The sequence below is a fragment of the Aquibaculum sediminis genome (assembly GCF_040712085.1).
Lineage (GTDB): Bacteria > Pseudomonadota > Alphaproteobacteria > Kiloniellales > DSM-21159 > Aquibaculum > Aquibaculum sediminis.
Map to the genome: position 1 here is coordinate 307,485 of NZ_JBFCVK010000004.1, position 25,416 is coordinate 332,900.

Consider the following 25,416-nt stretch of genomic DNA (forward strand, 5'->3'; position numbering starts at 1 on the left):
GTGGAAGAGGCAGTCGCCGCGCTCGGCCCGGCCGGGGATGCGCCGGATGAGCGTAGGGGAGCAGATCACCCTGGCATCCCGCTCGTTCAAACCAGTGACGGAGGACGCAGATGCAGCGTGCGGAAAAGCGGGGTCACGCCGCCCACCGGTACCGCTTTCAATTGGACTTGGTCGTGGTGGCGACGGCGACATCAAGCCAATGCCGTTGAATGCCATCGGCGAACGCGACAGAGAACGCAATTGTAGACTTAGTCAATAAATCGGCGGGCTGATTGTAAAAATAGCCTGCGTCATGGTTCTTCCGGTGTTCTCGTAGCGATGTGGTGTCGTACTCTGGAACGAAAAGCTGTCCCCTGGTTCGAGATGGTACCTTACTCCGTCCAGCCAGAGGTCCAATGACCCAGCTAGAATGACGGCACTTTCGCTCCCCTCGTGAACGTCATGCTCGGGTCCAGAACCTGAGCCCGGAGCGATGTATGAGTAGAAGGTCTGTATACCAGGGAACCCTGTCGGCGTCAGAAGCTCCATGGAGGTGCCTGAATCATCAAGATAAAACACGCGTCGACCCGCCTGTCGTATGACGACGTTCGAAGCAGAGCTTTCGTCCGGGCCACCATCGGAGAAGAAAGCTTCCACGCCCACTCCCAGACCTGCGGCTAGTTGCCGAAGGGCGCGCAGAGAAGGGGCATTTACCCCACGTTCTACGTGACTGATTTGAGATACAGACAACCCAGACAGCTCAGAGAGATCTTTAAGAGAAAGTTTTTTGCTCTTCCTAATTAAGCGAATTTTCTTGCCCGACCCATCTGTCAGGAGCGATTGCTTGACGCTGGTTGCGTGTTCTTCCCTGTTTCTGCCGTTCACAGTGTTTGTTGACATTCGAGTAAGGCCCTTTGTGTAGATGTCACTGTGTTTTCGTAGCCTGTTTGGGAAATATAATTAATTCATGTTCCTGCGCGAGCACTTGGTGTGAAAGGTGCCAAATGGTGCCCTGTTATTTACAGTGTTTCCGTTTTTCTGGCCCAAACCGACATGGCTTGTTCGTCACATTATGCAAGCATATCGGTCGGAGCCACGTATGCCAACGATTGGTGCTATAGTGGCGATGTCAATCGGAGCGAGCGAATGCTCCGCAGTTGCATGGTCTATTGGCTTGCAGGCAATTCCCGACAGGCCGGCATGCTCATCCAAGAACCACTCTGCCCTTGGTTTGAGGTGGTCACCAAGTCGCGAGCGTTCGCTGAACGCGGGCGTCCAGCGAAGCGCGCAACGGACCGTTCTATCGCTACCACTCTTCAGTAACACAGTAATTTGGTTGAACTCCTTTGTCGACGTGTGTGCCGTTGAGCGCGCCGTCCATGAGCGTGGGTAGACCGTCTCGACATCCCATTTCCCCCATTTCTCCGTGCGTTCTATCCTGCCTTGAACTGCTGGATGCCTCTGGAGTGGGGTGGCTGCGCAACCCCTGCAGTGACCCTCGCAGTATCCTATTGCAGTCTCACTGAAACACTACTAGCGTGCCCTCAACGCATAAAGATGGTCGGGAGTTTCATCCATGGGGGCGGCTGGGACGCTAGTGACGGGGGGCGCGGGCTTCATAGGGCTCGCGGTGGTCGAGCAGCTTCTGCTCGCTGGGGAGCGGGTGGTCATCCTGGATGTCCTTTCCCCGCCTGCTGAGTTCATTTCCTATGCAGATCGCCTTCCTGGCACCCTGCGCTTTGAGCGCGGTGACGTCACCGAACCCGTTTTCCTGACGGAACAGTTCGCACGGCACAATCCCGCCGCCATCGTTCACGCTGCGGCGATAACTTCCAATGCGGCACGCGAGCGCGACGACCCTTTTGGCATCATGGAAGTGAACAGCACGGGCACCATAAATGTGCTTGAGGCGATTCGAAATGGGCCAAGCCGACGCCTGGTACAGCTCAGCACAAGTGGCGTCTATGGAGACATAGCAAATCGACCAGGATTTGATGAAGCCACGGTCACCGAAAGCGTCCTAGGCCATCCCACCAGTTTGTACGCCATCTCAAAAGCGGCCGCTGAGAGGGCGGTGCTGCGGTATGGCGAACTCTTCGAGATGAACGTTGTCTGCGCCCGGATTGGAATTGCTTGGGGACCGTGGGAGTACGATACCTCCGTCAGGGATCCTCTCAGCGTTCCGCTCCAGCTCCTACGCGCGGCCAGTTCTGGCCGCCATGCAGCGATGCCACGAGATCCATTCAAGGATTGGGCATACAGCAGGGATATCGGAAGAGCAGTCGTAACGTTGCTGCAGCGCCCAGACATCCGGGGCCAAGTTTTCAATATCGGGTCGGACTGGAGTTGGCACGCAAGCGACTGGGCCGAACACCTTGCCCAAAACTTTGAAAACTTTGCCTACAGCGTGGGTGATTCGGGAGGCGAAGGTGCAGTGTTTATAGATCCATATATGGATAAAGACCGCCAACCCTTAGACGTTTCAGCCTTAAAAAAGGAGGCAGGGTTCGCGTTTTCCTTCAACAAGAACAAAGCGTTCGCCGACTATCTGTCTTGGGCAGCAGAGTTTTCGATCTGGAGATAGTGGTCGTTCTTATGATGGGTTTGGATAAGTCATTCGATTTTATATCCAGGGCTCTGTCGTTAATAGCAGGTGCGGCATTGTTCCTTATGCTGGTCCATGCCGTTGCAGACATAGCGACAAAGTATTTTCTCGGATATCCTATACCCGCAACCATTGAAATCACGGCGTACTACTACATGGTGGCCGCCGTGTTCTTGCCGCTTCTAAGATTGGAGCTTCTTGGACAGCATGTGGTCGCAGAGGTCGGCTATAATCTAGCAGGCCCGCGCCTAAAGAAAGCAATGCGTCTGTTTGCGCACGCTTGCGTACTGATCTTCTTGTCCCTTCTCGCTTACCGCACCGGGCATGACGCAGTTCGCTCATATTCCATTTCTGAAATTTCAATGGGCACACCGCCTATACCGCTTTGGCCTGCCAAATGCTTGCTGCCACTCGGCTTCGGCGTGGCCGCGGTAGGTACGCTGTTTCGCATCTGCACTGAGATTATCTCAGCGCAACCCTCCGATGATTAAAGACGCTATGGGCACGTAAATGGATAGAACGACGATTGGTATAATAGGCGTCGCCGTTGTTCTGCTGATGATCCTTCTCCGCGTGCCCGTTGGTATCGCGCTAGGATTGGTTTCGATTGCAGGGATTTTCGCCATACTTGGGCTAACTCCAGCCCTCGGAGCAATCACTGCCATCCCGTTTAATTTTATTGGCGACTGGTCATTAAGCGCCATTCCGATGTTCCTCTTAATGGGTGCCATTGCATCCAAGAGCGAAATCACAGCAGATCTGTTCCAGTTCATGCGGATGTTGCTCAACCGCGTGCCCGGTGGGTTGGCGTCGGCGAGCGTAGGAGCTTGCGCCCTTTTCTCCGCCGCCTCGGGATCCAGCCTCGCTACGGCAGGGGCTATGACAAGAGTGGCGATCCCTGAAATGTTGCGGGCCAACTACAGTCCTGCGCTCGCAACTGGCACCGTCGCAGCAGCGGGAACTTTGGGGTCTTTGATTCCGCCAAGCATCTTGATGATCATCTATGGCATATTTGCCGAACAATCGATCAGTATGCTGTTTGCAGCAAGTTTTCTACCGGGTGTCGTGTCCGCGCTTCTGTTTGTGGCGATGATCACGACTCGCTCATACTTAAACCCCAGTATCGCGCCACCGGACAAAACAGTTTACACCTCACGGCAAAAGCTCCAGGCCCTCAGAGGGGTGTGGCCGTTCCCGCTTATTATCATTGCAATACTTGGGGGAATTTTCTCTGGAATATTCTCCCCGACTGAAGCAGGAGCTGCAGGCGCTTTCTTTGCGCTCCTTTTGGCGATGTGGAGAAGGACGTTTTCAATAAGAGATTTCTATAATTCCCTCATTGATACGGCCAACACAACGGCAAGCATTTTCATAATCGGAATTGGCGCCATATTATTTACTAGATTTATGGCAATTGCGGGAATCCCCAGCTATCTCAGTCAGGCGTTGGAACCACTGATTCAAGAGCCTACTCTTCTTATTATTATGATCGGGATTATGTTCATAATTCTGGGAATGTTTGTTGATTCAATTGGACTTCTTCTTCTGACATTGCCCATCCTTCTTCCAATAGTAAAACAGGCCGACATCAATCTGATATGGTTTGGTGTGGTGGCCGTAAAGCTACTGGAAATAGGGATGATTACACCACCCTTGGGATTGAATGTTTACGTTATTAAGGGCGCAATAGGAAAAGCGATATCGTTAGGGACGATATTTAAAGGTTGCTACTGGTTCATTGTAATGGACCTTCTCTTGTTCGCGGCTTTCATAGCGTTTCCGTCTTTGGTGATGTTTGTACCAAATTTGTTGATGCGCTAGCCACTCAGACAAATGGAGGAAGGCGTCATGACACGTCCACCGGAAATTCCAATCATCGACGTCAGCGACATGCTGGCAAATAACGATGCATCAGCCCGGAGCAGGGTGGCTGCTCAGATTGAGAATGCGTGCACGGGGACGGGATTCTTCTATGTCTCAGGGCATGGCGTTCCGGGCGGCCTCATCAAGGAAGCCTTTGAAGCGAATGTCCGGTTTCATGAGAAGCCGATGGAAGAGAAGCTTCGCATTAAACAGAACAAGTGGCACCGAGGCTATCAGGCCTTCGCCTCTTCAACGCTAAAGTCATCGGCTCGCTTCCCTGCAGCGCGCCATCCCAACCAACTGGAATCGTTCTTTCTGCGGCATGAGGTGGCTGAGGACCATCCGGACTTCATGAACAAGCCGCTCCAGGGGCCAAACCAATGGCCAGATGATCCTTGGTTCGTGGATGTGGTTAAGCGATATGATGAGGCCGTGCGGCGGCTCGGCCATCAGCTGCTGCCCGCTTTCTCGTTGGCGGTTGGAGAAGACGAGGGCTTCTTTGGCAAGCTCTTTGACCCGCCGTCCACGACTCTTCGACTCATTCACTATCCGCCCGCACCGGAAACGCGCGAGGAGGACCTCTATGGCATCTATCCGCATACCGACTACGGATTCCTGACGATCCTATCCCAGGACGATGTGGGGGGGCTGCAGATCCAGAGAGTGGACGGAACGTGGATCGATGCGCCGTATATTCCAGATACCTTCATCTTGAACATTGGCGACATTCTGGCGCGTTGGACCAATGACAAGTTCAACTCAACGCCACATCGCGTGATCAACAAGTCGTCAAACCGAGACAGATACTCGGTGGCTATGTTCTTTGACCCGAATCTGGAGTCAACAGTGAGCACGCTGCCGCGATTCGCGGATGCGCAAACCAACAAGTATGAAGACATTCGCTACGCGGACTACTTCACTCTCAGATTGGACGCGAACTACCCAGACCGCGCTGGTCTAGAGAAAACAGCTTAACAAACTTTAACGAGCAGGAGGCAATAGTGAAAAAAGCATCATTCCTTGCGAGCGCGGGCGCGCTTGCCATGGTTCTCGCATCTGGTCAGGCGGTGGCGGACACCTATTCCCTGATCAACTTCTTGGGGCCGAACCATGCTACCACGCGCGGTCAGCAGGTTTTTGCCGACAAAGTAGAAGCGGCTACTGATGGCCGCATTACCTTCGAGGTGTTCCCTGGTGGATCCTTGGTCCCAGCGGCAGCTTCGCTGAGCGGCATACGTGACGGCATGGCCACTGGTGGCTATGTGGCAGGCACCTATACGCCCTCGGATTTGCCACTCACCAACACCATCGCCGATCTCGGATGGCTGAACCCCGATCCCCTGCTGATGGCCATCGCATCCACGGACTATAACATCAACAACCCTGACCTTCAGGATGAGTGGGCTCGCCACAACGTCGTGTTCTTGGCTGGATACGCGAGCAACCCCTACCGCCTGATGTGCAGGGAAGAGGTTGTCACCCTCGATGACATCTCGGGCAAAAAGATTCGCATGCCTGGAGGTGCCTGGGACCGTGTGGCCACAGCGCTCGGCGCCACTTCGGTGAACGTGCCTTCCTCGGAGATGTACACTGGACTGGAGCGTGGCTCCATCGATTGCGCCGTTAACGGTGCCGATGCCCTGTCTTCGTTCAGCTTGTGGGATGTCACCGACACGCTGAACATGATCGCGTTTGGCACCTATTTCTCGGGTGTCAATGTGAGCGTGAACTCGTCCTTCTGGAACGACCTGAGTGAAGAGGACCGCCAGATTCTGATCGATGAGTCAGCCCGCGCTCTCGTGATGACCCAGCACTTCTACGATGAGGACGAGCACAGCACGCTTGCGGAAGCGGAAGAGAAGCCGACCAAGATCGTAGAGCCGAGCGAGGATCTGTCGGAAGCAGTGCACGAGTTCGCGCAAGCGGACATCAACACGATCCGCACCAACGCTCAGGAGCGCCTGGGTGTTGACGATCCGGATACGTACATCGATGGATTCAATGAGGTGGTCGCTAAGTGGGAGAGCCTCCTCGCAGACGTGGATCGAACGGATACTGATGCCGTCCTGGCGTTGGTGAAAGAAGAAATCTACAGCAAAATATCGCCCGAAACCTACGGTACGCGGTAAATACCTCCGCCGAATTGTCTGATACGTGGCTTATAAATCAAGTGTGCGGGCACGTTTGTTGCGTTGGGGGCAGCAATTTTTCGCTCCATAGATGCCGGAACGGCCATCTTGTTCGGGGTTACCTTGAGCAGGATGGCCACCCGCCCGGATTGAGCCATCTCCTCTAGTCTCCATGCTCAGCTAGTGGGCTCTCGGCTTTGCGAGCATGTTCCACTCGTATGGCGGATCAATTGAGCCCTGACCCCAGTGCTCACCCGGCCTCCGGCGGCGTCTCGCGGCCGAGGTGGAAGAGGCAGTCGCCGCGCTCGGCCCGGCCGGGGATGCGCTTGCAGAGCACGTAGCCATCCGTGTCGAAATAGACCGGCACTGCCTCGCGCCAGGGGGTTTCCACTGGGTGGAGCCAACCGGCCAGCGCCCCGGCTTCGACCCGGCTGCCGAGTTCCCAGAGCGGCTCGAAAAGCCCCGGTTCGGGCGCCCAGACGAAGACAGCCGGATCGTTGGCCCAGACCACGCGGGTTTCCTGCGCCGGCGTCTCCACCGGCTGCCCGGCCATCACGCCAAGCTGCGCCAGCACGTTGCGCACGCCGCGCCGGCAGATGGCGAGCGCCTCGGGCGAGACGCGTCCGGCCCCGCCCATCTCCGTGGTGAGGTTGCGCACGCCCTGGCGCGCAGAGGCGGCGGCACAGCTGCTGCCGCCGTGGCCGCCGCCGAACCAGCAGGCGAAGGGGGCGCCGAAGCTGCGTGCCAATTCCTCGTCGCGCGCCCGCGCCGCCGGCGCCTGGTCCCAGTCCAGCAGCACCGTCGGCACATACTCCAGCGAGCCGCCGCCACTGTGCAGATCGAGCACAAGATCGGCGCGCGGGATCAAATGATGCTCGATGTAGTCGGCGATCTGCCGGGTGGGCGTGCCCTCGGCCGCGCCGGGAAAGGCGCGGTTCAGGTTGACCTCGTCCAGCGGCGAGACCCGTCGCCCTGCCTTGGCCGCCGGGAAGTTGGCCATGGGCAGGATGATGAGGCGCCCCTGCACCTCCTCCGGCTGGAGCAAGCGGATCAGTTCGCTCAGCACCACCTGCCCCTCGAACTCGTCGCCGTGCACGCCGGCGAGCAGAAGGACCGTGGGCCTCTCCCCCTGCCCCACCACGGCGATGGGGATGGGCAGCCAGCCATAGGCCGAGCGGTCCACCGAATAGGGCAGCCGCAGAAAGCCGACCTGCCGGCCCGGGCGTTCCAGATCAACCTCGCAGTGGATCGTGGTCATGGCCCGCCTCGCCCTACAGCGTCGCGTAGTCGATGGGCGCGTGGCGGTCGAGGCTGCGGGTCACCTCCGGCAGCGGGTATTTGAGCCCGGTGGCGCAGTTGAAGAGCACGGCGCGTTCGCCCGGCTGCACCCGCCCGTCGGCCCGGGCCTGCTTCCAGGCAGCATAGGTCGCAGCCCCCTCGGGGCAGAGCAGCAGGCCCTCGGCCTCGGCGACCTCGGCGCGCGCCGCCATGATGTCGGAGTCGTCGAGGGCGATGGCGAAACCGCCGCTCTCGCGCACGGCGCGGAGGATCAGGAAGTCGCCCACGGCCACGGGCACGCGGATGCCGGCGGCAACCGTGTGGGCATTCTCCCACAGCGGCGCCGTCTCCTCGCCGGCCTCCCAGGCGCGCACGATGGGCGCGCAGCCGCTGGCCTGCACCGCCACCATGCGCGGGCGCTTGCTGCCGATCCAGCCCATGGCTTCCAGCTCGTCGAAGGCCTTCCACATGCCGATCAGGCCGGTGCCGCCCCCGGTGGGATAGAAGATCACGTCCGGGACCTTCCAGCCGAGCTGCTCGGCCAGTTCCAGTCCCATGGTCTTCTTGCCCTCGATGCGATAGGGCTCCTTCAGGGTGGAGACATCGAACCAGCCGGCTTCGGCCTTGCCCTCGCCGACGATCTTGCCGCAATCGTTGATCAGGCCGTTGACCCGCCAGACCCGGGCGCCCTGGGCCGCGATCTCGCGCACATTGATCTCCGGCGTGTCCTCCGGACAGAAGACCGTGGCGCGCTGGCCGGCGCGTCGGGCATAGGCGGCCAGTGCCGCGCCGGCATTGCCGTTCGTGGGCATCGCCAGGTGCTCGAGACCGAACTCCTTCGCCATGGAGACCGCCAGCGCCAGGCCGCGGGCCTTGAAGCTGCCGGTGGGCAGGTGCCCCTCGTCCTTGACCAGGAGCGTGCCGGCCTCGCCGCCGAGCGTCGGCAGGTCGATCAGCGGCGTCACCACTTCGCCCAGGCTGATGCGGTTTTCGGCCTTCTCTACCGGCAGGAACTCGCGGTAGCGCCAGAAGCCCTCGAAGGGCCGCGCCGCCAGGTCCTCCTTGCGCACCGCCCCCTTCAAGCGCTCCAGGTCATAGCGCACCAGCAGGGGCTTGCCCGCTTCGGAGAGGTTGTGCGGGCGCCCGGCCTCGTAGCGCTTGCCGGTCCAGGAGCACTCCAGGTGGCTGACGAAGGTCGGCGTTTCGGGCGCGGTGGGGCTGGTCATGGCGTTTCCTCGTGCATTCTTCTCCGCTCTTGGTAAGGGCTGCTTGCGTCGGCGGCAAGTGGGGCTTCTTATCCCCCGGCAGCGGCAGTAGGATGCGCCCGGCGTCGCTGGTGAAGGAGTCTGTGGGTGCGGCTTGAGACCATAGGACATGCAACCCTGCTGCTGCAGGATGCGGCCGGCGCGCCGCTGCTGGCCACCGACCCCTGGCTGACTGGCTCCACCTACTGGCGCAGCTGGTGGATCGAGAACTACCCCGGCCCGGCCGAGATCGCGCGGCTGGCCGCCTGCCCCTGGCTCTACATCAGCCACGAGCACCCGGACCACTATCACCCGCCCAGCCTGCGCCTGCTGCGCGATCAGGGAGCCGACCCGCAGGTCCTGCTGCCGCCCTTCCTCTCGATGGGCATGGAGGGGCACCTGCAGGAGTTGGGCTATCGCACCCGGCGCCTGCCGGAAGAAGGCTGGCTGCGCCTCGCCCCCGACCTGCAGGTCCTGTCGATCGCGCTGTGGAACAACGATTCCATCCTGCTGCTGGACACGCCCGAAGCGCTTATCGTCAATCTGAACGATGCCAAGCCCGATGACCGCAGCCTGCGGCGCCTGGGAGCCCTGCGCGCGGCTCTCGGCAAGCGCTGCGTGCTGCTGCGCAGCTACTCCCCGGCCAGCCCGATGAACTCCTACTGGCAGGACGGCAAGCGGGTCGAGCGCGGCGGCAAGTGCGGCTATGTGCGCGCCGCCGCCAAGGCCTGCCGCCTGATCGGCGCCGACGATTTCGTCCCCTTTGCCAGCCAGGTGATCTTCCGCCGCGCCGACACCGACTGGGCCAATGATTTCAAGGTGCGCTATGCCGATCTGCGGCGCTTCTGGGAGGCGCCGGCCCGGCTGCACCAGCCCTACAGTTGCTTGGAGCTGGCCGAAACGGCGGTCACGCGCCAGGATCCGGCGACCTTCGACCCCCACGTGACTGCCCGCACCCGGACCCTGGTGGCCGAGCAGGAAGAGGCCAACCGGCAGGCCCGCTTCACGCCCAAGGATCATGCCAGGCTGGAGCAGAGCCTGCGCCAACTGCGCAGCCTGCTGCGAGTCTGGCTGCCCAAGGGCTTCTCGATCGAGGCCGATGGGGTGCGGCTCTTCTGGAACAGCCTGCGCGGGCGGTTGGAGCAGCGGGAAAAGCACGCCGAAGCGGGGCATTTCACTCTGAGCCTGCCGCTGCTGCCGCTGAAGGAGGCGGCCGCATTCGGGCACCTGGGCGACCTCTCCATTCCCATGTTCACCCGCATCGAGCTGCACGGCCGCACCCGGCCGCGCCGCGTCGATGTCTTCTTCATGCTGCTGATCCTGCGCGACTACGGCTATCTCGGCTCGCCCGGGCGCACGCTGCGCTGGCTGCGCTGGGCGGCAAAGCTCGCCCTGCAGGCCCGGCGACCGCTGCTGCGGCCCGATGCGGCGCCGACTACTTCCGCAGCCGCGCCGCAGGCAGGCGGCCTCGCACCCGCTCGCGGAAGGTGATGTAGAGCCCGCTGGCGACGATGACGACAATGCCCAGCCAGGTGATACGGTCCGGGAAGTCGCCGAAGATGAAAAACCCCAGCGCCGTCGCCGCCACGATCTCGGAATAGCCGAAGGGCGCCAAGAGCGTTGCCGTGCCCTGCTCGAAGGCCTTGATCAGCAGGAAGTGGCCCAGCGCGGCACAGAATCCCATGGCGGCAAAGTAGAGCCAGTGATGCGGCTCCGGCATGGTCCAGACGAAGGGCTGCAGGAAGACCAGCACCAGGGCGCCCACCAGCGTGGTCACCGTGAGCGTGGCCAGGGGCGGCCCTGAGCGTGAGAGACGCCGCGTCACCAGCAGGAAGAACCCGTGCGACACGCCCGCACCGGCGGCCAGCAGCATCGCCAGGTCGATCGATCCCAAGCCCGGCCGGATGATGATCAGCGCGCCGGCAAAGCCGACCCAGACCGCCGCCCAGCGGTGAATCCCGACGCGCTCCTGCAGCACGAAGGGCGAGAGCGCGGTCACCACCAGCGGCGCGATGAAGATCAGGGCCAGCGCATCAGCGATGGGCGCCATGGAAATGGCGCTGAAAAAGAACAGCGACGAGGCGGCGGTGAGCAGGCCGCGCAAGAACTGCAGCGCCGGCTGCTTGGGACGAAAGGTGACGCGCGGCCCGTAGCGATAGAGCGCGATGGGCAGGATGAAGAGCAGGCCAAAAACAAAGCGCGCCCAGGCCACCTGCTCCACCGGCAGGTCCCGGCTCAGCAGCTTGGCAAAAGCGTCCATGAAGGGCACGACGGACATGGCGACGACCATCAGCAGGATGGCCACCGCCGGCCGCTCCTCGGGCCGCTCTTCGCCGCCTGCGTCCCGTCCCCCCGGCTGCTCCGCGCCCCCGTCCGCCTCGCTCATGCGGCCCGCCGCAGCGCCGCTGCCTGAATGGCCTCATAGGCCTGGTCCAACACCTCCGGGCCGGCGCCTGCCGCCGCCCCCTCGCTGAGGCACCGCCGCCAGGCCCGCGCTCCGGCCACGCCGTTGAAGAGGCCGAGAATGTGCCGCGTGACCGCCTTGACCGGCACGCCCTGGCCATGCAGCGCCTGCAGCCAGGGCCGCAGGGCGGCGACCACCTCTTCCCGGTCGGGACAGGGGTCGGGCGCGCCGAAAAAGCGGGAGTCCACCCAGGCCAGGATCCAGGGATCCTGATAGGCGGCCCGGCCCAGCATAACCCCGTCCAGGCCCTGCAGATGCGCAGAGGCACTGTCCAGGTCCTGCAGGCCGCCGTTGAGAATGAACTGGAGCTGGGGAAAATCCTGCTTCAGCCGCGCCACCACCTCATAGCGCAGCGGCGGAATCTCCCGGTTCTCCTTGGGGCTGAGGCCCTGCAGCCAGGCCTTGCGGGCGTGCACGATGAAGCGTTCGCAGCCCGCCGCGGCCACCAGATCGACGAAGCGGTGAAGGGCTTCGTAGCTGTCCTGTTCATCGATGCCGATGCGATGCTTCACCGTCACCGGCAGCCGCGTCGCCGCCTGCATGGCCGCGACGCAGCGCGCCACCAGCTCAGGCTCGGCCATGAGGCAGGCCCCGAAGCGCGCATTCTGCACCCGGTCGCTGGGGCAGCCGACGTTGAGATTGACCTCGTTATAACCCCAGTCCTCGGCGATGGCGGCGCATTCCGCCAGCGCACCCGGATCGGACCCACCCAGTTGTATCGCCAAAGGCCTCTCGGCGGGGTCGAAAGCCAGAAAACGCTCCCGCTGCCCGCGCAGGATCGCGCCCGTCGGCACCATCTCCGTATAGAGCAGCGCCCGACGCGTCAGCAGCCGATGAAATCCCCGGCAATAGCGGTCGGTCCAGTCCATCATGGGGGCGATGGAGAGGCGGGGATCCAGTTTTTCCATGGTGTTCAAAGTTCTATCAACGCCTGCCCTTGCCGATTGACTGGTAAACTGGATCAGCTTTGCTCATCCGGCAAGAACATCAGTACCATGGCATGACTGACATCCATGAATCGCATCAGCTACTGCAGCCTTCATCGCTGCCGGAGTCACGGTGTCCCGCTCCCGAATTCCGGAGGAAGCGCCGAAGCACCCACCTTGGCTTGCGCAAGCAGCGGCGCGCGAGCGCATGGAACGCGAGCGCTCGATCCCGGCGCGCAGCCAGGATCAGGGGCGCTGCCGAGCCATAAGGATCAAAATAGTTCACGGATCGTGTTCCGTTGTCGGGCCGGCGGGACAAGCGTCGGCGAAGGCGTATCAATTCGACTGCGCGGAACATGAGTTGCGGCGACTTCCACATGACGCCCTATCAATCGCGCCACCTCGTCCGGGTGGGTTCCGAGCATGAAATGCGACGCCTTCGCAATGACGACACCGGTCGCTCCGTCGACACTCTCGCGAATCAGCGCGTTGGCGCGCTGCATGGCCGGATGGCTTCCTCCGCCCCAGATGACAAGCAGAGGGAGGTCGAGAGTCCCGAGCGCCCCCATCGACAGCGCTTCACCGTCGGCACTTGCCCAATCGAGGATGTTGACCGGGGTGGTTGCAACCACATAGTCGCGGACCCTCCGTGGCCAGGCCGCGAAAGTGCCCTGGCCGCCGTAGAAATCGATCATCACCTTGATCGCTTCCGCTTCACCTGCCCTGTGCGCCGTGAAGTAGGCTGCCTTCATTGCACAGAAGGCCGCATAGTGGCGCGCTTCGCCTGCGTTTCGCAGAAGATCCCCGGCTGGCGCTTCCAGGACTGTGATGCTGGCCAGGGGAGCCTGGCCGCGCAACGCGACGGCAAGCGCGACCAGGCCGCCGAAGGAGTGACCGACCAAGTGGACGCGGCCGCCAGCGCGCGCAATGACCGCCTCCACCATCTCGCTTTCATGGCTCATGGCGGTGTCGTTGGCGCTTCGGCGCTCAGCCGTTCCGCCATAGCCAAGCAGGCTGGTGGTCACGCAGCGGAAACGATTCTTCCATGCAGCGATAACGGGGCGCCATACGCCGCCGGTGCTGCACGAGCCGGGCAGCAGCACCACCGTGGGGCCGCCTCCCTTCGCCTCATAGTCAATGCGGCCCTTGGGGTCGTCGATCATAGCGATGGCTCCTCAATGCACGCCTCCCACGAGGAGAGGCGTGCATGTCCTGAGTGCGATGGTGCGGATAGCGACCGCGCGTCACTGCCGAGCGATCACGACTTCCAGGTACTGGCTCGGCACAACCATCGTCCCGTCCTCCGCTCGGTTGAAACGTCCGATCAGGTCGAGCAGGTCCTGCTGGAGTGCCGACTGCGCCTGAGGTTCGAGCGCACCAAAGGTCTTGTGGAGCGGGCCATAGAAGGTCCTGAAAACCTCCAGCCAATGGTCGGGCGAGCGATAGCGGAACACGAAGTCACGTTCCACGGACTGGATCGAGACGGCGCCACCAGCGAACAACTCCTCAAGTCGGTGCCGCGTGCCCCACAGCGCCGGCGACTTGACCCCGGCCGGCGGAGGCATGTGCCTGCCGATGGTCTTGAAGAGGTGGCCGATGAAGCCCTCGGGCGTCCAGTTGGCCAGGCCGATCTTGCCTCCCGGCTTGCAGACCCGAAGCATCTCGGCTGCCGCACGCTCCTGGTCCGGCGTGAACATGACGCCGAAGGTCGAAACGACGGCATCGAAAACGCCGTCCGGGAAGGGCAGTTCTTCGGCATCGGCTTCGCGGAATTCGATATCGAGCCGTTCAGCTTCAGCCCGCTCCCGACCACGCACCAGCAAGGCCGGCACATAGTCGGTGGACACCACCTGGCACCAACGCCGCGCGGCGGCCAGTGACACATTGCCGTTGCCGGCTGCCACATCGAGAACCTTGTGGCCCGCGCGGAGATCAAGCGCCTCGCAGAGCTCCTCACCCACGATCTGGAGGGTGGTGCCGACGATGGCATAGTCGCCGGAGGACCAGGCACCCTGCTGACGACTCTTCACTACGGTGAGGTCGACCGGAGTGCGAGGGCTCAGCGTTTCAACTGTAGATGCGATTGACATCACTTCATTCCTTTGGAGCGGTTGATGCTGTATACTGTCGGCCGTGCCCATCCGGCGGCAGCCGGCCCCGACGCCCTGTTGCGCCGCAGCCTCAAGTACAAAGCTAGCGAACGCGCGTGGTGCGACCGTGGGAAGCGGCATGGGAACGATCATGGAATCGGAAACGGCGCTTCCGAATGGCGCCCACTCCTTACGGGTCCGCCTTCTCGGTTCGCTGGCCATCAGCCGCGACGAACTTGCTTTACGGCTGCCGGGATCGCGCAAGGTGCGCGCACTCTTTGCCTATCTTGCCCTTGCCGAGCGCGCCGTCACACGCAGCCACCTGTGTGAGCTGCTATGGGATGTTCCGAACGATCCGCGAAGCGAGCTTCGCTGGTGCCTCAGCAAGATCAGGGGCGTGATCGAAGAACCCGGCCGGCGGAGGATAGAAGCCTGTAACGACACGATCCGGGTCGACCTGTCGGATTGCGCTGTCGATGCAGTGGAGGTCATCCGTGCAGCGCACGAAAACCCTGCAGCCCTCCCGCCAGAGCGGCTGCGCAAGCTGATCGGTTTGTTCGCCGGCGATTTCGGCGAAGGCCTGGAGATCGACCGCAGTCCCGCCTTCAACGGCTGGCTGGTGGGACAGCGGCGACGCTTTCGCGCCATTCACGCGTCGCTTCTGGAAAGCCTCATCGCAAAGACCTCCGACGGAGAGGCCTTCGCCTACTTCGATGAGTGGCTCAAGATCGCACCCTACGACGAGCACGCTCACGAACTGCTTCTCCGTGCCCTCGCGAGACAGGGCCGGATCAGAGAAGGCGAGGAGCATCTGGCGGCGACCAGCCAGTTGTTTGACGCCGAGGGCCTGGACAGCAAAGCCCTGCGCACTGTCTGGCGAGCTGCGAAGGCAGGCCCGCAATCCACCACCGCAATTACATCGCGCCTGGTGACACTTCCGCCCGCGCCGGAGAGCTCCACGCTGGACGGCGCAGCGGTGCTGCCCTCCCGTCGCGCTTCCATCGCAGTGATGCCCTTCTTCGATCTCGGCATTGACGATGGATTTCAAGTCAGTCCTGCCGACGGCCTTGTCCACGACATCATCACCAGACTGGCCAAGCTGCGAAGCCTCTTTGTCATCGCGCAGGGCACCGTTTTCGCCCTGCGGGACAAGCGGATCGGTCCGGAAGAGGCGGGTCGCGTGCTGAATGTGCACTATGTGGTCAGCGGGTCGCTGAAGCAGGACAGCAACCGGCTGTCGGTATCGGTCGAACTCACGGAAACCCGCAGTGCGCGTGTGGTGTGGGCTGAGGTCTTCATCAACAAGCGGGACGAGACCTTCCTGGTGCTCGACGAGATCGGCAACCGGATCGTTGCCTGCATCGCGAGCGAGATCGAGACTGTCGAGCGCAACCGGGCCATTCTGTTGCCGCCCAGTTCACTGGATGCCTGGGAAGCCCATCACCGGGGGCTTTGGCACATGTACCGGCTCAACAAATCGGACAATGAGCACGCCCGACATTTCTTCCAGACTGCGGTACGCCTCGATCCCACCTTCTCAAGAGCTTACGCCGGCCTTTCCTTCACGCACTGGCAAAGCGCCTTCCAAGGCTGGGCAAAGCGCGGACCTGAGATCGATCGAGCTTTCGAAGCGGCCGGTCAAAGCCTCATGGCCGACGATCGAGACCCGGCGGCCCATTGGGCCATGGGTCGCGCACTCTGGCTGCGGGGGAGCCAGAAGCAGTCTCTCATGGAGTTCGAGCGATCCGTCGAGCTGAGCCCGAACTTCGCCGTCGCCCACTACAACGTCGCTTTCGTGAACGCGACGGCGGGAAGCTCAATGACCGCAATAGAATCCTCCGATCACGCGCAAAGCCTGAGCCCCTTCGACCCGATGCTTTTCGGCATGCTCGGCGCCACCGCCATGGCGCTTGTGCGTCTCGGCCGCTTCGAGGAAGCAGCCGAATGGGCCATAAAGGCGGCCGCACGCCCCAACGCCTTTGCCCATATCCTGGCGATCGCCGCCTTCTCGTTGGCTCTGGCAGGGCGCGTGGACGAAGGCCGCGCCTACCTGGACACCATTCACAGGCTGCTGCCCCACTACCGCGTCGGCGATCTGATCACCGCCATGCAGTTCGACCAGCAAGGGGTCGTACTTTTCCAGGAGGGCGCACGGCGCCTCATGCAGGCCGGTTAGACCGGATCCGGTCTACATAAAAGCGGCAGGGCCGATTCACGGCTCTAATCCGAACCGTAAGGGGCTTATAAAGGTCCTCAGGCCAGCCAGCGCTTGCGACGGCGGTAGTGCTTCACCGCGTGGTAATCCACCTTGCCACCGCCACCGAGGTAGAATTCCTGCACGTCCGGATTCTGCTTCAGAACCTCGGCAGAGCCGTCCATCACGATCTGGCCGTTCTCGACCAGATAGGCATGGCGCACGATCTCCAGGGCAGCGTTGGCATTCTGCTCCACCAGCAGAACGCTGACGCCCTCCCGTTCGTTGATCTCGCGGATGATGGCAAAGATTTCCTGCACCAGCAGCGGCGACAGGCCCAGGGAGGGTTCGTCCAGCATGATCAAGCGCGGCTCGGTCATCAGCGCACGGCCGATCGCCAGCATCTGCTGTTCGCCGCCGGAGAGGTAACCGGCCTTGGCGCGTCCGCGCTCCTTGAGGCGGGGAAAGTAAGTGTAGACCCGCTCGCGCAGTTCAGTGAAGCGCGCCGAGCTTCTGCCGCTCGGAAAGGCGGCAAGAAGGTTCTCCTCCGGTGTGAGGTGGCCGAAGATGCGCCGCCCCTCGAGCACATGGACCAGCCCGGCCTCGACACGCTTGGGCGGGCCGAGCGAGAGCAGGTCGAGGTCACCGAATGCGATCTCGCCTCGAGTGACCGCGCCCCGCTCCGGCCCCAGCAGACCGCTGATCGCTTTCAGAGTGGTGCTCTTGCCTGCGCCGTTGGCGCCCAGGAGGGCGACAATGTCGCCCTCCTCGACCTCCAACGACACGCCCTTGATCGCCAGGAAGACCTTGTCGTAGACGACCTCCACATTGGACAGGGCGAGCCGGGGCATGATCAGTTGCCTTGCCGGAAGGCCTCGGCGCCCTCTTCGATCTCGGCTTGCACGACGTCCTGGTAGGCTGCCGTCCAATCGGAGATCGGCTCCCAGCGTTCGCCGTTCCACTGGGACACACGACCGGCACCACCGCCCTGATGATCGCTCGACGTGATGGTGATGGGCGGCATCAGCCCCTCCGCATCGAAGTCGGAAATCATCTCGAATCCCGCCTTCAGTTTCGGACCGGTCAGAGGCGCGCCCTCGGCTTCCAGTGCCAGCCGCGCGGCTTCCACGGCCACCGCCATGGATGCGACACCCACGTTGTAGTAGCTGGTGCCCACGTTGTCGGCATCACCCGCGCCGAGGTCGGCGTCGATCACCTTTTCCTGAATGCGCTGCAGGATCGGGGTGTCGGTGCCGCTGGCCGTGGCCTCGAAACGCTTGACGCCGCTCATGGTGTCGGCGCCGACGTTCTCGGCGTCGGTTTCAGCCAGCCAGACGACGGAATAGATGTTTTCCGGCGAGATGCCGTTGCGGATGGCCTCACGCACCGAGACCGGCTGGCCTCCGCCGGCCCCCCAGATAAAGACATGGTCCGGGCGGAAGTGGCGCACCTCGGTCCATGTGGCGGACTGTTCGTTTCCGGGGCTCGGATAGGGGAAGTTGCGCAGTTCGAAGTCCTCCTCCTCCGCCAGCGCCTCCAGGACCGGAAGCGGCTCCCGGCCGAAGGGGGAGTCGATGTGGACCAGTGCGATCTTCTTGCCTTCGAGTCCGCCCTCGTTCTCTTCGATATGGTGGGCCAGCACCGTGGCCTGCGACCAGTAGGTGGCCATCATGGGGAAGACATAGGGGAAGGTTTCCCCGTCGCTGGCATCGCCGCGACCGTGCAAGGCGGTGATCAGCACGACCTCGTCTTCCAGCACGCTGTCCACCAGCGCCCGGGATACCGGCGTGGAGAAGAAATCGAAAAGGACGGCCCCTTCCTCCTTCGCCCGGTTGTAGGCCTCGATGCCACGCTGCGGCTCGTTGCCGTGATCGCGTACGATGGCCTCGATCATTGTTCCGTCGAGGCCGCCTTCCTCATTGACCAGAGTCAGGTAATCGCGCTGTCCCTGGTTGTACTCACCCGAAACGAAGGTGTAGACGGCCGTGAAGTCCTGCAGGAGGCCGAACTTGATCGCGTCCTCCTGTGCGGCGGCACTGCCGGCCGTCGCCATCGCTGCAGCCAAAGTCGCTGCCATGAGTCCGTTCTTGTATCTGTTCATCGGCTTTTCCTCCTCTTGCTCATCCCCATTTTCTTTCGTGGGCTCCGGATCATGGGGTCTTCAACTCCTGGAATGGCGGAAGGGCCAGACCAGGAAGTATTTGCGGATATTGTCATAGATCTTGGCGAGGCCCAGAGGCTCGAACAGCAGAAAACCGATGATCAGGGCCCCGTAGATCATCAGGGGCACGTGGGCGATCAGATTGGCCGAGATCGCTATCCAGCCCGCGCCGGCAAGCCATGCCACCAGATTGGTCAGGAAAATGGGGATCAACAGCACGAAGCCGGCCCCCAGGAAACCGCCCACCGCGCTCCCCAGGCCGCCGACGAGAACCATGGCGACCAGTTGGATCGAGACGTTGAAGGAGAACTGCTCCGGCGTGACGGCACGGTAGTAGGCAAAGGCAAGGATCGCCCCTGAGACCCCGCCCATGAAGGACGAGGTGAAGAAGGCCACAAGCTTGGTGCGGAAGGGATCGACCCCGATCACCGCTGCGGCGAAATCCTTGTCCCGAATGGCGACCAGCGCCCGGCCGAAGGAGGTGCGCTTCACATTGAGAAAGAAAAGCGTCACCAGCACGACCCAGAGCAGCGCCAGATAGTAGCGGGAAACCAGCGAGTCGACCGGCACGAATAGGAAAGAGACGGAGGGCGTGCGCAAGGTGGCCTGGGCGCCGCCGGAAATTGCCGGCACATTGATGATGACCCAGTCCACCAGATACTGCATGGCCAGGGTGGCCATGACGAGATAGAGCCCCTTGACCCGCAGGGCCGCCATGCCGAACAGCGAGCCGATGACGGCAGCCGTCAGTCCGGCGCCGACAAGGGCAATTTCGAAGGGCACGCCAAAGCGCACCAGGTGGATCGAGCTGTAGGCGCCGATGGCCATGACGGCGGCAAAGCCGAAGTGGAGCTGGCCAGCGGTGCCCATCAGGAGGGTCAGCGAGAGCGCCGCGGCGCTCCAGATCAGCCAAGGCAACATATAGCTGCCCAGATAGAGGTTCGAGAGGAAGAAGGGCGCCGCGACAGCCAGCGCCAGCAGAAAGAGCACCTGCCAACGGTCGGCCGGGATCGGCCAGAGCCGCCGGGCGCTCTGGTAACGTGTGTGATGGACGCCGGCCAGCCGATAGAACAAGGCTCAGATCCTCTCGATGTCTTCGCGACCGAAGATGCCGTAGGGGCGCACCATGATCGTGATCAGGATGATCAGCGAGGTGACCACGTCGCGGGTCCCGCCGCCCACGATCTGGTCCACGTAGCCCGGGATGATGCTGCCCAGCATGCCGACGATGAGGCCGCCCACCAGCACCCCCAGGATCGAGTCGATCCCGCCGAGGATGACCACGGCGACCGCCGGGAAGAGCAGCATCGAGAGGGTCCAGTCCACGCCCTGAACGGAGCCCCAGAGCACGCCCGCGGCAACGGCGGCGATGCCGGCAAGCCCCCAGGAAACGCCGATTGCCCGCTCCACCGAGATGCCCACCGCCCAGCTCGATACGTGATCATCGGAAACCGCGCGCAGTTTGGTCCCGAGGCGCGTGCGGAAGAAGAGCAGCGCAGCACCGATCATCAAAAGCGCCAGCGCGCCGCCGACCAGGTAGGAGCGGTTGATGAAGATGTCGCCCACGATGATCGGAGCGAGCCCGATACCCAGATCGAGGGGCTTGGGGGCGGCCCCCAGGAGTCCCGGACCCAGACCGCGCAGCAGGATCTCCAGCCCCAGGGTCAGCATCACCACCATGATGATCGGCTGGCCCACCATGCGGCGAAGCAGCAGGCGTTCGATCAGCAGGCCGAGCCCGAACATGATCGCCAAGCCGACAGGGATGCTGACAAACAGCGGCAGCCCATAGCTGGACAACAGCCAGACCATGTAGGCCCCGATCATGACCAGCGCGCCTGCGGCGAGATTGGGAACGCCGGAGGATTTGTAGATGAGCACGAAGCCCAGGGCGACCAGGCTGTACATGAGGCCGGTCAGCGCCCCGTTGATCACGAGCTCGGCGAAGTAGTACATCACCCGCCCCCCTCTGTCGTCCGGATGGCCAGCCTGCGGGCGATGACGCCGGTCTGGCCGGTCTCGTAGGTGATGCGCGCCTCGTAATCGACTTCATCCCGCCCGTCGTAGATGGCGGCGATGATGTCCGCGTAGCGCTCGTCGATCAGCTCCCGGCGCAGCTTGCGGGTGCGTGTCACCTCCCCGTCGTCGGGATCGAACTCCTTGTGGAGATTGACGAAGCGGGCGACGTGAAGGCCTTCGGGCATCTTCCCATTCACATCCTGCGCAACGCCTTGGATCAGGTCATAGACGCTGGGCTTCTGGGAGAGGTCCGCGTAGGAGGTGTAGGAAATGCCATTCTCCTGTGCCCACTGCCCCACGGCTTCGAAATCGATGCAGACGATGGCCGAGATGAAGGGGCGAGCGGCACCGATCACGCAGGCATCCTTGATGAACTGGCTGAACTTCAGTCGGTTCTCAATGTAGGTAGGGATGTATCGGCGGCCGTTTGCGGTATGCACGATCTCCGATACGCGCCCCAGAACGACCAGGGCGCCGTCCTCCTCGAACTGTCCGGCATCTCCGGTGTGCAGCCAGCCATCGCGCAGCGCCTCGGCGGTCGCGGCCTCGTCCCTGAAATAGCCATCGAACACATTGTCGGCGCGGATCAGGATCTCGCCTTTATCGTCGATCTTGACCTCGATACCCGGGAAGGGGCGCCCCACCGAGGTCAGGCTTATGTCTTCGGGCGACTGGGCAACGGCCAGGGCGCAGGTCTCGGTCTGTCCGTAGAACTGCCTCAGATCCAGGCCGAGAGCTCGAAAGAAGAGAAAGACATCTTCACCGATTGCCTCGCCGGCCGTGTAGGGCCGTTCGACACGGGACAATCCGAGTTGATCCCGGATGGGACGATAGATCAGAAATTCACCCAGGCCGCGCCTGAGGCGTGCCATGACCCCCGGCTTTCGCCCCTTGAGACGCGCGCGCTCCAGCTCGACGGCGAAGGGCATGAAGACATGATAGAGCCAGCGCTTGAAGGGGGTCGATTCCGCAATCCCGACCTGGACCCGTGTCAGCATCGACGACCAGGCGCGCGGGCTGGAGAAATAGAGTGTCGGCGCGATTTCGCGCAGATCATGCAGCGCGGTTTCCTGGGACTCGGGAATGTTGACGATGAAGCGCAGCTCCAGCCCCGCCACCACCGAGAAGGCGAAATCCCCGACCCAGGCAGTGGGCAGATAAGCCATATGCACCTCGCCCTGCCGGAAGTAGCCGGCCGCCGCCGCATTGCGTACGCCCGCGAGCAGATGTCCATGCTTCAGCGGCACCCCCTTGGGCGTGGCGGTCGTGCCGGAGGAGTGCAGAAGAATCGCGACGTCATGGACGTTCGGCCGTGCGAGAAGGGCATCCCGCAAAGCCGGTTCCTTCTCGAGGCGCTCCCGTCCCGCAGCCGCGATATCATCGAAGGCTGCCGTTCCGGGTGGTGGCGACGTCGTCAGGCCGCGCGGGTCGTCGTAAACGATCAGGCGCAGCGCGGGATGCTTCTCACGCGCAAGAAGCAGCTTGTCGACCTGCTCCTGGTCCTCCCCCATGGCCAGCTCAATGTCCTCACGAGCAAGCTGGTCTGCGATCTCACCGGGTGGCGTATCGGGATAGGCCGGCGATGGGATGGCCCGCAGGACGATGGCGCCCAGCATGGCGAAGTAGAGGTTCGGCCGGTTGTCGCCGATCACCATCATGATGTCGCCGGGTGAGACACCCTCTGCTTCCAGGCCCGCGGCAAAGGCCAGCACGATGTCGAGATAGTCGGCCCAGGTGTATTCCTGCCAGATTCCCTGATCGCGTTCCCGCAAGGCCACTTCGTCCGGATACTCGCGTGCGTTGTGTGCGAGCACGGCGATCAGGTGGTCATCCGCCTTCCAGTTCGGATGCAGGTTCACCGCCGACCGGGTTTGTTCCGCATCAAGCAACATCTCGCGCCTTGCCGATGTAGGCTTCCACCACCTGCGGATCCGCGATCGCCTCCCGGGCCGGCCCTTCGGCAATCGCCGCGCCATTGTTCAGCACGAGGATGCGCCCGCAGATCGCTGTCACGACATCCATGTGATGCTCGATGATGAGGACCGTCAGCCCGAGCGCCTCCTGCGCATCGAGGATGAAACGGACCATGTATTCCTTTTCTTCCTGATTCATGCCGGCCATGGGCTCGTCGAGCACCAGAAGCCGTGGCTCGGCACAGAGCGCGCGCGCCAGTTCCACGCGCTTCTGCAATCCCAGGGGAATGACGTCGACATGCTCGTCGCGCACGCTTTCCAACTGCAGAAGGTCAATGACCTCCTCCACTTTCCGCCGATGCGCGATCTCCTCGCGCTGCGCCCACCACCAATAGAACAGGGACGCGAGCGGATTGGGATTCATGAAAATGTGGCGGCCCATCAGGATGTTGTCGAGCACACTCATCCCGCGGAAAAGCGCAACATTCTGGAAGGTGCGAGCGATCCCGCAGCGGGCGATGCGATGGGGCTTCAGATCGTTGAGCCTGCGCCCTTCGAAGGTGATGGACCCTTCTTGCGGGGGATAGAAGCCGGTGATGGCGTTGACCAGGGTGGTCTTGCCAGACCCATTGGGTCCGACGAGACCGAAGATATCCCCTTTGCCGATTGTCACCGACACGTCCTTCAGGGCATGAAGACCCCCGAACCAGCGGCTGACATTGCTGCAGACGAGAATCGGCTCCTGCCCGGACGCCATCGTCAACCGTCACGCCCGCAGATGCGGCTGCCACCCGAAGCGGTGACAGGAAGTGCAGTCGGCGAGTGCGTCACGCGTGCCCCTCCCACAGCTTGCATGAAAATCGGCTGGCCGACGCATCTTGCTGTGCGTTCCTTCGGACAGCCCGCTTCATCATAATACGGAAGAAAGTCTACAGCCGCTTCGCGAATCTTGTAAACGGGGCAGTTGCAACGCTTGCCCAAAACGCAACAAACGCCCACGGCGTCAGGACGGCAGCGACGTCCCCTGCACCAACTCCTTCGCAGAGACGTCAGGCGTGCCCTGGAACCAGCGCTGCACCTTCTCCGCCGTTCCCTCGGGCAGGTGCAAACCCAGCTTAGAGCGGCGCCAGAGCACGTCCTCTGCGGTGGTCGCCCATTCCTGCGTCGCCAGGTAATTCAACTCCGCTTCATAGAGACCGCCGCCGAAGTCCTCGCCCAGATCGGCGGGCGTGTCGGCGCCCTGCAGCAGGCTTTCGCTGCGCGTGCCGTAGGCCCGGGCCCAGCGGCGCAGCAGGTCCGGCGGGAAGGCCGGATGGCGGCTCTGCAGCTCACGGAGATAGGCGTCGAAGTCCGCGCCGGGCATGTCGCCGCCGGGCAGCGGTGCCTGCGCGGTCCAGGCGGCTGCCTCGACGCCCAGCATCGGCTGAAGGCGCTCGAGTGCGTGTTCGGCCAGCTTGCGGTAGGTGGTGATCTTGCCGCCGAAGATCGAGAGCAGCGGCGCCCGCTCCTTGCTGTCGCCATCCAGGTCGAAGACATAGTCCCGGGTCACCGCCGAGGCGTTGGCGTTCCGGTCGTCGTAGAGCGGCCGCACGCCGGAATAGGTCCAGACCACGTCGGCGGGGCTTACGCTGCTGCGCAGGTAGCGGTTCACCGCCTCGCAGAGATAGCGCGTCTCGCCCTCGTCGATCGCGACAGCCGCCGGATCGCCCTCGTAGGGAATGTCCGTGGTGCCGATCAGGGTGAAGTGACGCTCGTAGGGAATGGCAAAAACGATGCGCTTGTCGGGATTCTGGAAAATGTAGGCGCGGTCGTGATTCTGGATGCGCCGCACGACTATGTGGCTGCCCTTGATCAGGCGCATGCCGCCCGGCCGTTCCAGGCCGATGGTCTCGCCGAGCACGCTGTTGACCCAGGGGCCGGCCGCGTTGACCAGCGCGCGGGCGAAGACCTGCTGGCGCCCGGCGGGCCCCTCCAGGATCGCCTCCCAGCCGCCCTCGACGCGGCGGGCATGGATGCAGCGCGTGCGCACCCGGATCTCGGCGCCGCGCTCGGCAGCGTCGCGGGCGTTCAGCACCACCAGGCGCGCATCCTCCACCCAGCAGTCCGAATATTCGAAGGCCTTGCCGAACGCGGGCTTGAGCGCCTCGCCGGCCACATCGCGCCGGAGGTCGAGGCCGCGCGAAGCAGGCAGGCGCTCGCGCCCGCCCAGGTGGTCATAGAGGAAGAGGCCCAGGCGGATCATCCAGGCCGGCCGCTGCCCCGCATCGTGCGGCAGGACGAAGCGCAGCGGCCAGACGATGTGCGGCGCCGCGCGCAGCAGCACCTCCCGCTCGCGCAGGGCCTCGCGCACCAGCTTGAACTCATAGTATTCGAGATAACGCAGACCACCGTGAATCAGCTTGGTGCTGGCCGAGGAGGTGGCGCCGGCCAGATCCCCCTGCTCGCACAGCAACACACGCAGGCCACGGCCGGCCGCATCGCGCGCAATGCCCGCGCCGTTGATGCCGCCACCGATCACCAGAAGATCGAAGGTCAGGGCCTCTGCCACTTG

Annotated in this window: 21 protein-coding genes; 7 read left to right on the forward strand and 14 right to left on the reverse strand. The window is 62.7% G+C overall.

Annotated features, from left to right (window positions below):
• Positions 1 to 252 precede the first annotated feature (252 nt).
• Positions 253 to 879, reverse strand: a complete 627-nt coding sequence (locus ABZ720_RS08580; protein WP_366555101.1) for a cupin domain-containing protein — start codon at positions 877 to 879, stop codon at positions 253 to 255.
• Positions 880 to 1,555: 676 nt separating this feature from the next.
• On the opposite strand from ABZ720_RS08580, the gene ABZ720_RS08585 reads away from it, so the two are divergent.
• From ABZ720_RS08585 to ABZ720_RS08605, 5 genes are all read left to right on the forward strand, one after another.
• Positions 1,556 to 2,563, forward strand: coding sequence for an NAD-dependent epimerase/dehydratase family protein (locus ABZ720_RS08585; RefSeq protein WP_366555102.1), 1,008 nt, complete (start codon positions 1,556 to 1,558; stop codon positions 2,561 to 2,563).
• 86 nt (positions 2,564 to 2,649) lie between these two features.
• On the forward strand, positions 2,650 to 3,075 hold the full coding sequence (locus ABZ720_RS08590) for a TRAP transporter small permease (protein ID WP_366555170.1): 426 nt from the start codon (positions 2,650 to 2,652) through the stop codon (positions 3,073 to 3,075).
• 19 nt (positions 3,076 to 3,094) lie between these two features.
• A complete protein-coding gene (locus ABZ720_RS08595; RefSeq protein WP_366555103.1) occupies positions 3,095 to 4,405 on the forward strand; it encodes a TRAP transporter large permease in 1,311 nt (436 codons plus the stop codon).
• A 27-nt stretch (positions 4,406 to 4,432) separates the two neighbouring features.
• Positions 4,433 to 5,422: an isopenicillin N synthase family dioxygenase gene (locus tag ABZ720_RS08600; protein ID WP_366555104.1), complete on the forward strand. Its 990-nt coding sequence runs from the start codon at positions 4,433 to 4,435 to the stop codon at positions 5,420 to 5,422.
• Positions 5,423 to 5,448: 26 nt separating this feature from the next.
• Positions 5,449 to 6,576 (forward strand): C4-dicarboxylate TRAP transporter substrate-binding protein, encoded by a 1,128-nt coding sequence (locus tag ABZ720_RS08605; protein ID WP_366555105.1) that lies wholly within the window; start codon positions 5,449 to 5,451, stop codon positions 6,574 to 6,576.
• Between the two features lie 250 nt (positions 6,577 to 6,826).
• Here the strand turns inward: ABZ720_RS08605 and ABZ720_RS08610 are convergent, their stop codons facing one another.
• Entirely contained in the window at positions 6,827 to 7,834 is a 1,008-nt protein-coding gene (locus ABZ720_RS08610; protein ID WP_366555106.1) for a succinylglutamate desuccinylase/aspartoacylase family protein, read from the reverse strand.
• A 13-nt stretch (positions 7,835 to 7,847) separates the two neighbouring features.
• Positions 7,848 to 9,080, reverse strand: a complete 1,233-nt coding sequence (locus ABZ720_RS08615) for a threonine synthase (protein ID WP_366555107.1) — start codon at positions 9,078 to 9,080, stop codon at positions 7,848 to 7,850.
• A 126-nt stretch (positions 9,081 to 9,206) separates the two neighbouring features.
• Here ABZ720_RS08615 and ABZ720_RS08620 point away from each other — a divergent pair, with 126 nt between their 5' ends.
• Positions 9,207 to 10,589: an MBL fold metallo-hydrolase gene (locus ABZ720_RS08620; RefSeq protein WP_366555108.1), complete on the forward strand. Its 1,383-nt coding sequence runs from the start codon at positions 9,207 to 9,209 to the stop codon at positions 10,587 to 10,589.
• Here ABZ720_RS08620 and ABZ720_RS08625 read toward each other — a convergent pair.
• The 4 genes from ABZ720_RS08625 to ABZ720_RS08640 all read right to left on the reverse strand — a co-directional run bounded on the left by ABZ720_RS08625 (position 10,534) and on the right by ABZ720_RS08640 (position 14,578).
• Positions 10,534 to 11,484, reverse strand: coding sequence for a DMT family transporter (locus tag ABZ720_RS08625; protein ID WP_366555109.1), 951 nt, complete (start codon positions 11,482 to 11,484; stop codon positions 10,534 to 10,536). The two genes, ABZ720_RS08620 and ABZ720_RS08625, sit on opposite strands and share 56 nt — an antisense overlap.
• A complete protein-coding gene (dusA, locus tag ABZ720_RS08630) occupies positions 11,481 to 12,470 on the reverse strand; it encodes a tRNA dihydrouridine(20/20a) synthase DusA (protein WP_366555110.1) in 990 nt (329 codons plus the stop codon). Before dusA ends, ABZ720_RS08625 begins: the two co-directional genes overlap by 4 nt.
• A gap of 290 nt (positions 12,471 to 12,760) precedes the next feature.
• The gene (locus ABZ720_RS08635; protein ID WP_366555111.1) at positions 12,761 to 13,651 is read right to left on the reverse strand and encodes an alpha/beta fold hydrolase; all 891 of its coding nucleotides are present in this window, start codon (positions 13,649 to 13,651) and stop codon (positions 12,761 to 12,763) included.
• Between the two features lie 81 nt (positions 13,652 to 13,732).
• Positions 13,733 to 14,578, reverse strand: coding sequence for a class I SAM-dependent methyltransferase (locus ABZ720_RS08640; RefSeq protein ID WP_366555112.1), 846 nt, complete (start codon positions 14,576 to 14,578; stop codon positions 13,733 to 13,735).
• 139 nt (positions 14,579 to 14,717) lie between these two features.
• On the opposite strand from ABZ720_RS08640, the gene ABZ720_RS08645 reads away from it, so the two are divergent.
• Complete coding sequence (locus ABZ720_RS08645; RefSeq protein ID WP_366555113.1) at positions 14,718 to 16,754, forward strand: BTAD domain-containing putative transcriptional regulator; 2,037 nt, start codon at positions 14,718 to 14,720, stop codon at positions 16,752 to 16,754.
• Between the two features lie 77 nt (positions 16,755 to 16,831).
• Here the strand turns inward: ABZ720_RS08645 and ABZ720_RS08650 are convergent, their stop codons facing one another.
• The 7 genes from ABZ720_RS08650 to glpD all read right to left on the reverse strand — a co-directional run bounded on the left by ABZ720_RS08650 (position 16,832) and on the right by glpD (position 25,413).
• Positions 16,832 to 17,623, reverse strand: a complete 792-nt coding sequence (locus ABZ720_RS08650; RefSeq protein WP_275823752.1) for an ABC transporter ATP-binding protein — start codon at positions 17,621 to 17,623, stop codon at positions 16,832 to 16,834.
• A 2-nt stretch (positions 17,624 to 17,625) separates the two neighbouring features.
• Positions 17,626 to 18,873: an ABC transporter substrate-binding protein gene (locus ABZ720_RS08655; RefSeq protein ID WP_366555114.1), complete on the reverse strand. Its 1,248-nt coding sequence runs from the start codon at positions 18,871 to 18,873 to the stop codon at positions 17,626 to 17,628.
• A gap of 60 nt (positions 18,874 to 18,933) precedes the next feature.
• Positions 18,934 to 20,007, reverse strand: a complete 1,074-nt coding sequence (locus ABZ720_RS08660) for a branched-chain amino acid ABC transporter permease (RefSeq protein WP_366555115.1) — start codon at positions 20,005 to 20,007, stop codon at positions 18,934 to 18,936.
• 3 nt (positions 20,008 to 20,010) lie between these two features.
• Positions 20,011 to 20,889, reverse strand: coding sequence for a branched-chain amino acid ABC transporter permease (locus ABZ720_RS08665; RefSeq protein WP_366555116.1), 879 nt, complete (start codon positions 20,887 to 20,889; stop codon positions 20,011 to 20,013).
• Positions 20,889 to 22,844: an AMP-dependent synthetase/ligase gene (locus tag ABZ720_RS08670; RefSeq protein WP_366555117.1), complete on the reverse strand. Its 1,956-nt coding sequence runs from the start codon at positions 22,842 to 22,844 to the stop codon at positions 20,889 to 20,891. Before ABZ720_RS08670 ends, ABZ720_RS08665 begins: the two co-directional genes overlap by 1 nt.
• Positions 22,834 to 23,622 carry an ABC transporter ATP-binding protein gene (locus ABZ720_RS08675; protein ID WP_366555118.1) on the reverse strand — a complete coding sequence of 263 codons (789 nt, stop codon included), beginning with the start codon at positions 23,620 to 23,622 and terminating at the stop codon, positions 22,834 to 22,836. Before ABZ720_RS08675 ends, ABZ720_RS08670 begins: the two co-directional genes overlap by 11 nt.
• 246 nt (positions 23,623 to 23,868) lie before the next feature.
• Complete coding sequence (gene glpD, locus ABZ720_RS08680) at positions 23,869 to 25,413, reverse strand: glycerol-3-phosphate dehydrogenase (RefSeq protein WP_366555119.1); 1,545 nt, start codon at positions 25,411 to 25,413, stop codon at positions 23,869 to 23,871.
• Between the last annotated feature and the right edge of the window lie 3 nt (positions 25,414 to 25,416).